At 73.5% G+C, this 13651-nt stretch carries 14 protein-coding genes; 5 read left to right on the top strand and 9 right to left on the bottom strand.

The genetic code is table 11. The features are described from left to right. Positions 1-209: 209 nt before the first annotated feature. The 9 genes from ACH4UM_RS29225 to ACH4UM_RS29185 form a co-directional block, all read right to left on the bottom strand. A complete protein-coding gene (locus ACH4UM_RS29225) occupies positions 210-620 on the bottom strand; it encodes a PTS-dependent dihydroxyacetone kinase phosphotransferase subunit DhaM (protein ID WP_398185537.1) in 411 nt (136 codons plus the stop codon). 1 nt (position 621) lies between these two features. Next, complete coding sequence (dhaL, locus tag ACH4UM_RS29220; RefSeq protein ID WP_398185534.1) at positions 622-1221, bottom strand: dihydroxyacetone kinase subunit DhaL; 600 nt, start codon at positions 1219-1221, stop codon at positions 622-624. A 46-nt stretch (positions 1222-1267) separates the two neighbouring features. Further along, the gene (gene dhaK / locus ACH4UM_RS29215; protein WP_398185531.1) at positions 1268-2260 is read right to left on the bottom strand and encodes a dihydroxyacetone kinase subunit DhaK; all 993 of its coding nucleotides are present in this window, start codon (positions 2258-2260) and stop codon (positions 1268-1270) included. 343 nt (positions 2261-2603) lie between these two features. Continuing rightward, positions 2604-3263, bottom strand: coding sequence for a helix-turn-helix transcriptional regulator (locus tag ACH4UM_RS29210; RefSeq protein WP_398185528.1), 660 nt, complete (start codon positions 3261-3263; stop codon positions 2604-2606). Between the two features lie 7 nt (positions 3264-3270). Continuing rightward, a complete protein-coding gene (gene fdxA, locus ACH4UM_RS29205) occupies positions 3271-3597 on the bottom strand; it encodes a ferredoxin (protein WP_398185525.1) in 327 nt (108 codons plus the stop codon). Positions 3598-3882: 285 nt separating this feature from the next. Next, positions 3883-4383 (bottom strand): DUF1360 domain-containing protein, encoded by a 501-nt coding sequence (locus tag ACH4UM_RS29200; RefSeq protein ID WP_398185523.1) that lies wholly within the window; start codon positions 4381-4383, stop codon positions 3883-3885. 96 nt (positions 4384-4479) lie between these two features. Beyond that, positions 4480-5286 (bottom strand): ribonuclease BN, encoded by an 807-nt coding sequence (locus tag ACH4UM_RS29195; protein WP_398185606.1) that lies wholly within the window; start codon positions 5284-5286, stop codon positions 4480-4482. A 735-nt stretch (positions 5287-6021) separates the two neighbouring features. Further along, positions 6022-6390, bottom strand: a complete 369-nt coding sequence (locus ACH4UM_RS29190) for a DUF6479 family protein (protein ID WP_398185520.1) — start codon at positions 6388-6390, stop codon at positions 6022-6024. A 42-nt stretch (positions 6391-6432) separates the two neighbouring features. Further along, positions 6433-6873 carry a ChaB family protein gene (locus ACH4UM_RS29185; RefSeq protein WP_398185518.1) on the bottom strand — a complete coding sequence of 147 codons (441 nt, stop codon included), beginning with the start codon at positions 6871-6873 and terminating at the stop codon, positions 6433-6435. A gap of 156 nt (positions 6874-7029) precedes the next feature. Here ACH4UM_RS29185 and ACH4UM_RS29180 point away from each other — a divergent pair, with 156 nt between their 5' ends. The 5 genes from ACH4UM_RS29180 (at position 7030) to ACH4UM_RS29160 (ending at position 13600) form a co-directional block, all read left to right on the top strand. Beyond that, positions 7030-7413 carry a ferredoxin gene (locus ACH4UM_RS29180; protein ID WP_398185516.1) on the top strand — a complete coding sequence of 128 codons (384 nt, stop codon included), beginning with the start codon at positions 7030-7032 and terminating at the stop codon, positions 7411-7413. 114 nt (positions 7414-7527) lie between these two features. Continuing rightward, positions 7528-8706, top strand: coding sequence for an acyl-CoA dehydrogenase family protein (locus ACH4UM_RS29175; protein WP_398185513.1), 1179 nt, complete (start codon positions 7528-7530; stop codon positions 8704-8706). Between the two features lie 69 nt (positions 8707-8775). Next, positions 8776-9573, top strand: coding sequence for an oxygenase MpaB family protein (locus tag ACH4UM_RS29170; protein WP_398185604.1), 798 nt, complete (start codon positions 8776-8778; stop codon positions 9571-9573). Positions 9574-9703: 130 nt separating this feature from the next. Further along, positions 9704-11959: a tetratricopeptide repeat protein gene (locus tag ACH4UM_RS29165; protein WP_398185511.1), complete on the top strand. Its 2256-nt coding sequence runs from the start codon at positions 9704-9706 to the stop codon at positions 11957-11959. A 72-nt stretch (positions 11960-12031) separates the two neighbouring features. After that, complete coding sequence (locus ACH4UM_RS29160) at positions 12032-13600, top strand: phytoene desaturase family protein (RefSeq protein WP_398185509.1); 1569 nt, start codon at positions 12032-12034, stop codon at positions 13598-13600. The last annotated feature ends 51 nt before the right edge of the window (positions 13601-13651 follow it).

The following is a 13651-nucleotide window of genomic DNA, read 5'->3' as shown; positions in this document are numbered from 1 at the left end:
GGTGAGGCAGTGGGCCCGGCCCCGCGGTGAGGCAGTGGGCCCGGCCCCGCGGTGAGGCAGTGGGCCCGGCCCCGCGGTGAGGCAGTGGGCCCGGCCCCGCGGTGAGGCAGTGGGCCCGGCCCCTGAGGTGAGGTGGTGGACCGGCCCCTGTGTGGTGGACCGGCCCCTGCGGTGAGGTGGCGGGTCGCGGTCGGGTCGTGCGGCCCGGGTCACACCTTGCGGTAGCCGTACGCCTCCGTCGCCGCTTCCTCCACCGCGTCGAGATCCGCTCCCGTGGCTGCCGTGACGACCGCGGCGACCGCGCCCTCGACGAACGGCGCGTCCACCAGGCGGGTGCCGCCGGGAAGTTCGTCACCCTCGGCGAGCAGCGACTTCACCGTGAGGATGGCGCTGCCGAGGTCGGTGAGGACGGCGACCCCGGCGCCCCGGTCCACGGACGCGGCCGCCGATGCGACCAGCTCGGCACTGGTGCCGAACCCGCCGCCTGCCCTGCCGCCCGCCGGCGCCACCGGCACCACCGCGCCACCGCCCGCCAGCCCCTTCGCCAGCTCGGCCACCGAGGCGGCCACCTCCGCGCTGTGCGACACCAGTACGATCCCGACCAGTTTCTCGTCGCTCACTTCAGCCCTCCGCGGCCTCGGCCAGTGCGGCGATCAGCAGCGCCGACGACGTGGCTCCCGGGTCCTGGTGCCCGATGCTGCGCGGGCCCAGGTAGCTCGCCCGGCCCTTGCGGGCCTGCAGCGGCGTGGTCGCCTCGGCGCCCTCCCAGGCGGCGGTGCGCGCCCCGGCGAAGCCCTCACCGAGCGCGTCCACGGCCGGGACCAGGGCGTCGACCATGGTCTTGTCGCCCGGCACGGCCCCGCCCAGCGTCATCACTCCGTCCACCCCGGCCCGCAGCGCCTCGGCGAGCTCCTGCTCGCTCACCTCGGCGCTGTCCCCGAGTGCCTTGCCGGTCCGGCGCAGCAGCGTCCCGTACAGCGGGCCGGACGCGCCGCCGACCGTCGAGATCAGCTGCCGTCCGGCCAGCGTCAGGATCCCGCCGGGCGTGTCCGGTGCCTCCTTCTCCAGTGCGGCCCGCACGGCCTTGAATCCGCGCTGCAGATTGCTGCCGTGGTCGGCGTCCCCGATGGGCGAGTCGAGGGCGGTGAGCCATTCCGCCTCGCGGTCGACGGACGCGGCGGTCACCGTCATCCAACGGCGGAAGAAGTCGGCGTCGAGCACGGGATCTCCCTTGCGTGGTAGGTACGGTCGAGGCGCGGTCGCGGGCTCACATGCCCCAGCGCAGGCCCGGCGTGCTCACCGGCGCGTCGTACAGCCGCAGCAGCTCCTCGTCGATCTGGCAGAGGGTGACCGAGGCGCCCGCCATGTCGAGGGAGGTGACGTAGTTGCCGACCAGCGTGCGGGCGACGGCCACACCGCGCTCGGCCAGTACCCGGTGCACCTCGGCGTTGAAGCCGTACAGCTCCAGCAACGGGGTGGCACCCATGCCGTTGACCAGCAGCAGCACGGGGTTGCTCGGGTTCAGGTCCTCCAGGATCGCGTGCACCGCGAAGTCGGCGATCTCGCCGGAGGTCATCATCGGGCGCCGCTCCCGGCCCGGCTCGCCGTGGATGCCGATGCCGAGCTCCAGCTCGCCGGCCGGCAGGTCGAAGGTGGGGCTGCCCTTGGCCGGGGTGGTGCACGCGCTGAGCGCGACGCCGAAGGTGCGGGAGTTCTCGTTGACCTGCCGGCCGACGGACTCCACCCGTTCCAGCGGCTGGCCCTCGTCGGCCGCCGCACCCGCGATCTTCTCCACGAACAGGGTCGCGCCGGTCCCGCGCCGTCCGGCCGTGTACAGGCTGTCCGTCACCGCGACGTCATCGTTGACCAGCACTTTCGCGATCTGGATGCCCTCGTCCCCGGCGAGCTCGGCCGCCATGTCGAAGTTGAGCACGTCACCGGTGTAGTTCTTCACGATGAACAGCACGCCCGCCCCGCTGTCCACGGCCGCCGCGGCCCGCAGCATCTGATCCGGCACCGGGGAGGTGAAGACCTCGCCCGGACAGGCCGCCGAGAGCATCCCGGATCCCACGAACCCGCCGTGCAGTGGCTCGTGCCCCGACCCGCCGCCCGACACGAGGGCGACCTTTCCGGCCACGGGGGCGTCCCGCCGTACGACGACCCGGTTCTCCACGTCGACCGACAGCTCGGGATGGGCGGCCGCCATGCCGCGCAGCGCGTCCGCGACCACGGTTTCGGCGACATTGATGAGCATCTTCATGGCTGCCTCCTGGTGAGACTAGCAGATGGGCCCATGACCCGCCTTTTTGCAGGTCAGAGCGGGTGTCGACTTCGGTGATGGGGTGTCAGTTCTCCGGTGTGGGTCGAAGGGGGACGGCTGAGTCGTTCCTATCGGCAGTATCAGCCTTGCGGCAGCGAAGGTCACGTGCGCCGGCCACCGGCGCGACGGATGCGAGCCCGGGAACGGGCGGACGCGGCGGCGGCCGCGCCGGCTCCGCGGAACCCCTCCGGCCGGCTGGTACGGGAACCCCTCCGGCCGGCTGATCCGCGGAACCCTTCGCCGGCTCGTCGGTTCCCTGCCGGAGCGCCCCCGCGTCGAGGGGCTATGCGGGCGCCAGGTGGGCGAGGCAGGAGTCGGGTTCGGCGAACGGCTCCAGGCGGGTCGCGGCCACCGGCGCGCCCAGTTCCGTCAACGCCCCCTGCATCAGGCCCAGATGGACGGGGCAGACCAACTGCCCGTACTCCTCGGCCAGTTCCAGGAACGGGCAGTGCCGCAACCGGATCCGCTCCGGGGGCCGGTCCTCGCCGCCGCCCTCCGGGGCGGGTGCGAAACCCAGTTCCTCCAGCAGGGCGGTGAGCCGGACGGCGGACTCCTCGGCGGTCGGCCGCCGGAAGGGCGGCATCGGATCGATCAGGAAGCGTCCCCAGGCGCGCCCGGCCTCCGCGGCCGCCGCACTCGGGTCCGGCCCGGTGGAGGCCAGCTGGCTGAGCAGGATCTGGGCCAGCAGGCGGTAACCCCGGCTCCCGCCGCGGTCCATCCCGCGCCGCGCGGCGTAGACCGTACGGGGTCGTCCGGGACCCGTGGGCTTCTCGGCACGCCGGTCGACCGTGCCCTCGGACACGAGGGCGTCGAGGTGGAAGCGCACGGTGTTCGGGTGGACGCCGAGCCGGCCGGCCACCTCCGTCACGCCCAACGGTGTCCTGGCGGCGCGCAGTTCCTCGAGTACCAGGCGGCGGCGAGGACTCTTGCGCGCGGAGGCCAAGGCCGTCTCACCCCTCCTGGTTCTGCGGGGGCAGGGCGGCGATCAGCGGATGGTCGCGGTTGATCAGGCCCAGCTTCGACGCGCCGCCCGGTGAGCCGAGTTCGTCGAAGAACTCGACGTTGGCCTTGTAGTAGTCCTTCCACTCCTCAGGAGTGTCGTCCTCGTAGAAGATCGCCTCGACCGGGCAGACCGGCTCGCACGCCCCGCAGTCCACGCACTCGTCCGGGTGGATGTAGAGGGACCGCTGTCCCTCGTAGATGCAGTCGACCGGGCACTCTTCAATGCACGCCTTGTCCTTCACGTCCACACAGGGCTGTGCGATCACATAGGTCATGACCTGCTCCCTTCATCCACCGCGACGCGCGAGGAGGGTTTTTCCAAATGATACATGTAATAACCGGCGCCCTAGGGGGTCGGTCAGGTGGTGGCAGGGTTTCGAGGCGGAACGGGGGCCGTCAGGCCGAGGGGTCCACCTCGAAGCCGCCGCGGCCGTCGAACCGCACCTCAAACACCGAATTTGTCTGCCCCACCCGCTCTGTCTGCCCCACCCGCCGGGCCGCCACCAACTGCCCGGCCGGCTCGGTCGGCCTGGTCGCCGGCGCCGGCCTGGCCGGCTCGGTCACCGCCCTCCGCCCTCCGCCTTCTGTTCGGTGAAGCTCCAGGCGTACTGCAGCCAGTCCGCCACCGTCACCGCGCCCAGGCCCGCGCACACCAGGCGGGCGGCCCGCGGCGCGCAGGCGTAGCCGCCGGCGAGGGCGCCGGCCACCCAGACGGAGGTGCAGAACGGGCAGGACACCAGGTCCCCCACGGCGCGCCGCAGGCCGTTGCCGCGGGCCTCGTCCATCACCTCGCCGGCCGGGATCTCCTCCGTGCGACGGGTGAAGGGGGCGCGCAGGAAGCTGGTGACCTTGTCCTTGGACAGCAGCCGGGACGCCTTGAACGTCGCCACGCCCAGCAGCGCGACGTCCCACGGGGGAACCCGGTCCGGCAGCCGCACGCCCCGCCGCCGGGCCGCGACGGCGAACAGTGCCATGGCCGCCGTGAAGGTCGCCGCGAGCGTTGCGTACCCGCCCAGCGGCACCTCGCCCCGGTCGTCGTAGGACCGCTCTCCGGCCGTCATGGATGCCTCCCTCGTCAGCGCCGGCCCGATCACGCGGGCCCGGCCCGAGTGCCCCGCCCGGTCCCCGCCACACGCGCCCTGGCGCCCGGCGCCCGGCTATCCCCTGGGAGGCTCCTCGTGCTCCAGCAGATGCCCCGCCCGGTCGCACAGCAGGTGCCCCACCAGCGCGCCGCCGTAGATGACGAACCCCGCACCGACGAGCCAGGACTCCACCACCAGGATGGTACCGATGGCCCCGTAGCTGACGGCGTTGGTCACGATGAGCGGGGTGAACACCAGGAAGGAGAAGGCGCGCAGGCCGACCAGGCCCACCATGGTGGCGACGGCGCCGGGCAGCAGCAGCCGCCAGCGCACCTGGTGGCCGAGCAGGAAGTGCGGGCCCCACCAGAAGAAGATCACGCCGATCGCCAGGCTCATCAGCATCCGGTACGTTCCGGCGAGCACCGTGCGGGTCTGCACCTGTCCGTACAGGTACGCCATGAGCGCGCACAGCCAGACCGCCTGCCGCCAGATGCGGTGCCACGGCCCGGCGGGCAGCCGCCACACCCGTTCGTAGGCGTTCTGCACGCTGGCCGAGAAGGACACGCCGAACACCGCGAGGAGTACTCCGCCCCACACGCTGGTGCTGCCGACCACCTTGCGTGGCGGGGTGAACACCTCGGACAGCACCGCGGCGGACTTGTCGGACAGATCCATGCCGTCCACCAGCCACAGCGCGAACCCGCCGTGGTGCAGGGGATCCGCCGCCGCCACGACGATCAGCAGCGGGGCCAGGGTGACCAGGGCGAGCGTGGCGAACCCCATCGCCCGGTGCATCAGTTCCAGGTCCTTGCCACGCCGGTAGAGCTCAACGCCCCAGGAGAGGTGGGTCGTCGGGCGGGCCCTGGGCTGGCGCCCGGTCAACTCGGCCGCCACGGGGCACCGTTGCCCCGCCCGGCGTCGCGCGGCGCCGGGCGGGACCAAACCGGGCGTGACATGGCGACGGCGCCTCCTCTCCGGGCCCCGGGTGACCGGCGCGAGGGCGCGCAAACCCGGCATCGCGGGCGCGTAAACCCATCATCGCGGCCGAACGGGCCGCGCGCACCCGGGCGGGGAGGACGCGCACCAGGGAGGGGACGTGGAGCGGGAGGGGACGCAGACCCGGGCGGGGAGGCGGAGCGGGGGGGGAGCGGGAGGGGGGCGGAACAAGAGCGGCGGGGCCGGACGCGCCCGGGCGTCCACGGCGCATGGCGGCGGACAGGGCGGAGGGCGGGGGGCCGGCGCAGCGGCCGCGTCCGGCGCCGGTGCGGAGGACGAACGAACGCCGGGCTCGGACGGTGGCTCGGACGGGCCCCGATGTGCTGGGCCACCACGCCGATCAACAAGGTGATCGGCAACCTCCACATGACGACGGCGTTCTCGTTCTTCCTTCCTCGCCGGGGGCGTTCGGCCCTGCTGGGGCGGGTCGACCCGGAGCGCCCGGGACTGCAGTTGTCCTCCGCCTCACTTCCACCGGCCAGGCGCGCCGGGCGGCAGCCGGCCGTGGCCGGGGGGCAGGATGCTGCGGCCGGAGTCGTAGGGACGAGTCCACTTCAGTCGTCAGGGACGAGTCCACTTCCCTCCCCGCGGCACGACGGCGGCAACAGTGCGGCGGGCCGGTCAGCGGCCGCCCGGTCCACCGCTGCCGAACGAGCCGCTGCTGCCCTCGTCCCAGCGGGGGCGCGCATGCGCCGGGCTCGTCCGGGACCCGGGATTGCCGTGCTCCTTGAGCCGGTGCGGCGTCAGACGGTCATTGCTCCTGGGCACCTCGTCGGGCTCACGGTTCTCCAGGACCGCGCCGACCGGTCCTGACTCGGGCAGGCGCGGCTGTTCCTCCGGGCGCGGCGGGGCGGGCTCGCGGCGGCGGATCCGGGCGCCCATCCAGAAGGCGCCGATCAGCAGCGCCACCAGGACGAGTCCGACGACGAACGGCCAGATGCCGATCGCCGCGCCCTGGGCCGCGGCGATGTCCAGCGATGGGGTACTCATGGGCCGCGGGTACCCCCGGTCCGCGCCGCGAACCTGCTCGCCTCACCCGGAGCGGGAGTCCCTGGTCCTGGAACGGTTCGCCCTGCGGACCGCGTCCAGCAGCTGCGCCTTCGACATCCGCGAACGCCCCTCGACATCGAGGCGCCCGGCGACGTCGTACGGGTGTTCCTTGGACGCGTTCTCGCCGACGCCCTCGCCGCCGTGTGCGCCCCGCCCCCGGGGCTTGGCCGACCGCGGGTCCGAGGGGCCCTTGCGGCCGCGCTCCTTGCGTTCCCAGTGGTGGCCGACCTTCTCGTGCGTGTACTTCAGCGCGCCGTAGGCCACCCTGTGGGCCCGTTCGCCGTAGGCCACCCTGTGGGTCCGTTCGCCCTCGCCGTACTGCTCGACCGCCGAGTCGTGGGCCTTGATCCGGGTGTGCCGGGCGTCCCGGGAGGAGCGCTCCAGCGGCGGTGGCAGCTCCTGTCGTCCGGGAACGGTCTCCACCTCCGTGTCTCGTCGTGCGTCGTGGCTCTGTGTGTCCGCGTGGTGCTCCGCCGTTCCCCGTCGCCGGACGGGTGCGCCGCGGGGCGGGCGGAACACGGGCCGGACCCCTTGGGAGCCCCGGGTTTGGCGGGGTGCGGCACCGGCTACCCGCGCGGTGTGACTACGACATCATCGACCACTTCGCAACAGGAACTGATCCAGTTCCTGGAGGACCGTTTCGCCTGCGCCCAGGCCTGCACGGACTGCGCGCGGGTGTGCGCGCTGCGCGCGAGCCTGGTGGATCCGGGCGGCAGCAAGGAGCAGGAGGTCGTGCGGCGCAAGGGCATCATGTGCGCCGAGGTGTGCGACGCGACCTGCCGGATGCTGTCCGAGCAGAACTGCCAGGACGAGGAAGGCATCCGCCTCCAGCTGGAGTGGTGCCGGACCGTCTGCCTGGAGAGCGCCCACGTCTTCGACCGCCACCCGGGGGCCGAGCAGGCCGCGGACGCCTGCCGGGCCTGCGCCCGCGCCTGCGGAGACTTCATCGCCACCCTCGTGTGACACCGGGCCGGCCCGGACCGGCCCGGTGACACATGGCTGCACCGCCATTCCCAATTTCTGGAACACGTTCTACGGTGTGCGCCGTCAGACCGGCCTGTTGAGCCTGGAGGCGCCGTGCATCTCGACCACACGCCCGAGCAGCAGCGGCTGCGCAACGAACTGCGCGCCTACTTCGCCGAGCTGGTGCCGGACAACGCCTACGCCCGGCATTCGGACCCCGCCGCCCAGAAGCGGTTCTACCGCGCCACCATCCGGCGCCTGGGCGCCGACGGCCGGCTCGGGGTGGGCTGGCCCGAGGAGTACGGCGGGCGGGGTCTGACCCCGATGGAGCAGTTCATCTTCTTCGACGAGGCCGCCCAGGCCGGCGTGCCGCTGCCGCTGATGGCGCTCAACACGGTCGGCCCGACACTCATGCGGTTCGGCACCCAGGAGCAGAAGTCCTACTTCCTGCCCAGGATCCTGTCCGGCGAGATCGACTTCGCCATCGGCTACAGCGAGCCCGGCGCGGGCACCGACCTCGCCTCCCTGAGGACCCGCGCGGTGCGTGACGGCGACGAGTACGTGGTCAACGGGCAGAAGATCTGGACCACCAACGGTGACACGGCCGACTGGGTGTGGCTCGCCGTGCGCACCGACCCCGACGCCCCGCCGCACAAAGGCATCACCATGCTGCTGGTGCCGACCACCGACCCCGGCTACTCCTGCACGCTGATCAACACCCTCGCCTCGCACGACACCACGGCCAGCTACTACGAGAACGTCCGCGTCCCCGTCGACCGCCGCGTCGGTGAGGAGAACCAGGGCTGGCGGCTGATCACCAACCAGCTCAACCACGAGCGGGTCACCCTCGCCGCCCACGGCACCATGGCGATCCGCGCCCTGCACGACGTGCAGCGCTGGGCCGCCGCGACCAAGCTCGCCGACGGCCGGCGCGTGATCGACCTGCCCTGGGTGCGCCGCCGCCTGGCGCAGACCCATGTGAGGCTCGACGCACTCAAGCTCCTCAACTGGCAGATGGTCAGCGCCGTCCAGGACGGCACCCTCACCCCGCAGGACGCCTCCGCCGTCAAGGTCTACGGCTCCGAGGCCCGGCGCGACGCCTACGCCTGGCTCATGGAGGTCGTGGCCGCCGCGGGCGCGCTCAAGGAGGGCTCGGCGGGCGCGGTCCTGCACGGCGAGCTGGAACGCGGCTACCGCTCCGCGGTCATCTTCACCTTCGGCGGCGGCAACAACGAGATCCAGCGCGAGATCATCTCCTGGATCGGCCTGGGGATGCCACGGGTACGGCGTTAGCCTGCCGACGTGGCAACCATTCACAGGGGTGACCCCGGGCTCTTCGGGCCGTCCTCGGTGACCTGGCAGATGCACGGCGACCCGATGATGTGGGTCGCCGGCATCAGGGCGCTGTACCTGCAGGCCCTGCATCCGCGCGCGGTGCGCGGGGTGATGCAGAACTCCGACTTCCGGCTCGATGCCTGGGGCCGGCTGATGCGCACCGCGAACTTCGTCGGGACGACGACGTACGGGACGACCGAAGCCGCCGAGAAGGCGGGCGCCCGGGTGCGGAAGATCCACCGGACGCTGTCGGCGACCGACCCGCGAACGGGGGAGAGGTACGGTATCGACGACCCCGAGCTGCTGCTGTGGGTGCACTGCGCCGAGGTCGACTCCTATCTGCACGTCCTGCGCCGCTCCGGATTCCCGCTCAGCGACGCCCAGGCCGACCGGTATCTCGCCGAACACCGCGAGAGCGCCCGCCTGGTGGGCCTCGACCCCGGTACCGTGCCCGCCGGCCGGCTCGAGATGGCCGCCTACTTCGACCGGGTCCGCCCCGAACTCGCCGCGGGAGCCGACGCACGCGCCGTGGACGACTTCCTGCTCCGCCCGCCGACGCACCCCCTGCTCGTCCCGGCGCGTGAGGTGCTGTGGCGGCGCGTGGCGCATCTCGCCTACGCCTGCCTGCCACCGTACGCCCACGAGCTGTACGGCAGACCGGCCCCCGCAGCCGCCGTCGTCACCCGCAGGCTGCGGGCCACGGGCACCCTGCTGCGCTGTGTTCCCGCACGTCTGCGCTGGCAACTCCCGCCCAAACACATTCTGCGCGCGATGGCGAGGCTCGGTCCCGAGGCGCGTCCCGCACCGTACAAAGCCGGACGATAGCCCGCCATACTGGACGAGGGCCTCCTGAGCGGACCGGGCCGGCACCGGGACGGGGACCCGGGGGCGGTGCGCGAGGCGGGCCCGGCCCGGTGAGGGCGGGGGCACACGGCGACGGGGGCGACGGCGCGAGATGGCGGACAGCAGGCTGATCCAGGGCCGTTACCGGCTGCTCGAGCCGATCGGGCGGGGCGGCATGGGAGAGGTGTGGCGGGCGCGGGACGAGTCGCTGGGCCGCCATGTCGCCGTGAAATGCCTCGAACCGATCGGTTCGCACCACGACCAGTCCTTCAGCCGCGTGCTGCGGGAACGGTTCCGGCGCGAGGCCCGGGTGGCCGCCGCGCTCCAGCACCGCGGAGTCACCGTCGTGCACGACTTCGGCGAGTGGGACGGCGTGCTGTACCTGGTGATGGAGCTGCTCGACGGGCGCAACCTCGGCCAGCTCCTCCAGGACAACAGGCACCACCCGCTGGCCGTCGAGGAGATCGTCGAGATCGCCGAGCAGGTCGCCGCCGCCCTCGGCTACACCCACCAGCAGGGCATCGTGCACCGGGACCTGAAACCGGCGAACATCATGCGCCTTCCCGACGGCACCGTGAAGATCTGCGACTTCGGCATCGCCCGCCTCGGCCATGACATCGGCTTCACCGCCCGGCTGACCGGCACCGGCATCGCCTTGGGCACCCCGCACTACATGTCGCCGGAGCAGATCGGCGGCACCGAGGTCGACCAGCGCAGCGACCTGTACTCGCTGGGCTGCGTGCTGTACGAACTCGCCACCGGAGCACCGCCGTTCGACCTCGACGACGCCTGGGCCGTCCTGGTCGGCCACCGGGACACCCCGCCCGCGCCCCCGCGCGGCCACCGTGCCGAACTGCCCGAGTACCTGGAACGGATCATCCTCGACCTGCTCGCCAAGCGCCCCGAGCAACGGCCCTTTGACGCACACGAGTTGTGCCGCCGCATCATCGCCGGCCGCTCGGCGGCCAGGTACGTGCCGACGGTGGCCGCCCCGCGCCCGCGGCCGAACCAGCCCGAGCCGGCCGCGCGCGGCACCCGCCTGCCGTCGTGGACGCGCGGCATGAGCACCGGCCACAAGGCGACGGGCCCCGAACTGCGCACCACCCCACCGGACCCGTCGGCCGGCCTCACCGGCGAGTGGACGACGCGCCCCGCCGCCGACCGCGCCGGAGCGCGGGTGCCGGTGCCCGTACCGGTGACCGGCGAACGGCCCGCCCCTCGGCCGGAGCTGCTCAGGGCCCTCGCCGACCGGCAGAACGCGGCCCTCGGCCTGGCGCGGCTCGGCTGCTGGGCCGAGGCGGGCGAGATACACCGCTCGGTCGCCGCCGAGCGCGCCCGTCTCCTCGGACCCGACCACCCCGACACCCTCGCCGGCCGCTACGAGGTGGCCTTCATCCTCAGCCGCACCGGCCGCCCCGCCGAGGCGCTGCGCGAGTACAAGCAGGTGGCCGAGGCCCGCATCCGGGTGCTCGGCGCCGACCACCCCGACACCCTGGCCGCGCGGCAGGAAATGGCGTACGTGCTCGGCCGGCTGGGCCGGCACTTCGACGCCCACCAGGTCTACACGGCGGTGCTCGCCGCTCGGGAGCGCACCATGGGCCCGGACCATCCCGACACCCTGCGCTGCCGCCACAACCTCGCCTTCAGCCTCAGCCGGCTCGGCCGCCCGGAGGACTCCCACCGCATGGCCTGCCAGGTGGCCGCCGCCCGCGCCCGGGTCCTGGGGCCGCACCACCCCGACACCCTCGTCACCCGCTACGAAGTAGCCTACGCACTGGGCCAGCTGGGCCGCTGGGCCGAGGCGCTGCAGAGCTACCGGGAGATCACCGAGGCACGCGCCGAGGCGCTCGGCCCCGACCATCCCGACACCCTGGCCGCCCGCCACGAGGTCGGCATCAGCCTGGGCCGGCTCGGCCGCAGCGCCGAGGCGCTCCAGCTCTACCGCGGCCTGATCGACGACCGCACCCGCGTGCACGGCCGCGTCCACCCGGAGACCCTCCGCGCCCGCCACGGCCTGGGCGTCAACCTCGGCCGCCTCGGCCGCTGGGAGGAGGCGCTGGCCGAGTCGCGTGACGTGTGCGCGATCCGCGAGCGGGTCCTCGGGCCCGACCACCCGGACACCCTCGTCAGCCGCCGCGAGGTCGCCGTCGGCCTCGGCTGGCTCGGCCGCTGGGCCGACGCCCTCGCCGAGTACCGGCAGGTGGCGGCCGCCCGCGAACGCGTCCTGGGCGCCGGCCACCCCGACGCCCTCGCCAGTCGCAACGACGAGGCCCACTGCCTTGAGCAGCTGGGCCGCGGCGCCGAGGCCGTCGAGCTCTACCGCAGGGTGGCGGTGCTGCGTCAGCAGCGGGCGGCCGGCGGCCGCTGAGGCCGCCGCCGGCCGCGGGGCCGGGCGAGGCGCACCCTGGCCGACGTGGATCATCGCGTGTTACGAAGAACCATGAGCGCACACGAGGCACACGGGACGTACGACGCCGTCATCGTCGGCGGCGGGCACAACGGGCTGGTGGCCGCCGCCTATCTGGCCCGGGCCGGACGGTCGGTGCTGGTTCTGGAGCGGCTGGACCGCACCGGCGGCGCGGCCGTCTCCACCCGCCCCTTCGCCGGTGTGGACGCCCGGCTCTCCCGCTACTCCTACCTGGTCAGCCTGCTGCCCCCCAAGATCGTTCAGGACCTGGGCCTCGACTTCCGGCTGCGCACCCGCACCATCTCCTCGTACACCCCCGTCGAGCGGGACGGGCGCCCCACCGGGCTGCTCGTCGGCGGCGGGGAGCAGCGGACCCGTCAGGGCTTCGCGCGGCTGACCGGCTCCGACCGCGAGTACGAGTCCTGGCAGCGCTTCTACGGGATGACCGGCCGCGTCGCCCGGCGGGTCTTCCCCACACTCACCGACCCGCTGCCCACCCGCGACGAGCTACGCCGCCGTATCGACGACGAGGAGGCCTGGCGGACCCTGTTCGAGGAGCCGATCGGCGTCGCCGTCGAGGACCGCTTCGCCGACGACCTGGTGCGCGGCGTGGTCCTCACCGACGCCCTCATCGGCACCTTCGCCGACGCCCACGACCCGTCCCTGGCCCAGAACCGCTGCTTCCTGTACCACGTGATCGGCGGCGGCACCGGCGCCTGGGACGTGCCGGTCGGCGGCATGGGCGCCCTGACCGACGCGCTCGCGGACGCGGCCCGCCGGGCCGGCGCCGTCCTCGCCACCGGCCACGAGGCGGTGCGGGTGGCGAGCGACGGCCGCGCTGCCGAGGTCACCTACCGGACCCGGGACGGCGAGGGCACGGTCGGCGCCCGCCACGTCCTGGTCAACGCCTCCCCGCAGGCCCTCGCGGCCCTCACCGGCGACGAGCCGCCACAGCCCGCCGAGGGCGCCCAGCTGAAGGTGAACATGCTGCTCAAGCGGCTGCCCAGGCTCCGCGACACCTCCGTCGACCCGCGCGAGGCGTTCTCCGGCACCTTCCACATCGCCGAGGGCTACCGGCAACTGGCCGCCGCGCACGCCCAGGCGGCGGCGGGCGAACTGCCCACCGCGCCGCCCTCCGAGATCTACTGCCACTCCCTGACCGACCCCACGATCCTCGGCCCCGGACTCGTCGAGCGGGGCTACCAGACCCTCACCCTCTTCGGCCTGCACACCCCCGCCCGGCTCTTCGCCCGGGACAACGACGCCGTACGGGAGGAACTGCTGAAGTCGACCCTCGCCCAGCTGGACGCCCACCTCGCCGAGCCGCTCGCCGACTGCCTGGCGACCGACGCCGACGGCCGGCCCTGCATCGAGGCCAAGACCCCGCTGGACCTGGAACGGGATCTCCACCTGCCCGGCGGCAACATCTTCCACCGGGCGCTGAGCTGGCCGTACACCCAGGAGGGCACCGGCCGCTGGGGCGTGGAGACCCGGCACGGCAACGTGCTGCTGTGCGGGGCGGGCGCCGTGCGCGGTGGCGGCGTCAGCGGAGTGCCGGGGCACAACGCGGCCATGGCGGTGCTGGAGGAGCAGGGCGGCTGAATGCCCCGGCCCTCGCGGGGCACTCCGACAGAGCGACGTTTCCGTAGGACG

Source organism: Streptomyces sp. NPDC020801 (assembly GCF_044334385.1).
Classification (GTDB): Bacteria; Actinomycetota; Actinomycetes; order Streptomycetales; family Streptomycetaceae; genus Streptomyces.
The sequence above is the reverse complement of the archived record's forward strand: the minus strand, read 5'-3'. Positions and strand labels throughout refer to the sequence as shown.

What these genes read in the sequence shown, in the direction of transcription:
- dhaK (WP_398185531.1), bottom strand. Translation starts at nt 2,260, where the DNA reads ATGAAGATGCTCATCAATGTCGCCGAAACCGTGGTCGCGGACGCGCTG.
- fdxA (WP_398185525.1), bottom strand. Translation starts at nt 3,597, where the DNA reads ATGACCTATGTGATCGCACAGCCCTGTGTGGACGTGAAGGACAAGGCG.
- ACH4UM_RS29200 (WP_398185523.1), bottom strand. Translation starts at nt 4,383, where the DNA reads ATGACGGCCGGAGAGCGGTCCTACGACGACCGGGGCGAGGTGCCGCTG.
- ACH4UM_RS29190 (WP_398185520.1), bottom strand. Translation starts at nt 6,390, where the DNA reads ATGAGTACCCCATCGCTGGACATCGCCGCGGCCCAGGGCGCGGCGATC.
- ACH4UM_RS29170 (WP_398185604.1), top strand. Translation starts at nt 8,776, where the DNA reads ATGCACGGCGACCCGATGATGTGGGTCGCCGGCATCAGGGCGCTGTAC.
- ACH4UM_RS29165 (WP_398185511.1), top strand. Translation starts at nt 9,704, where the DNA reads ATGGCGGACAGCAGGCTGATCCAGGGCCGTTACCGGCTGCTCGAGCCG.
- ACH4UM_RS29160 (WP_398185509.1), top strand. Translation starts at nt 12,032, where the DNA reads ATGAGCGCACACGAGGCACACGGGACGTACGACGCCGTCATCGTCGGC.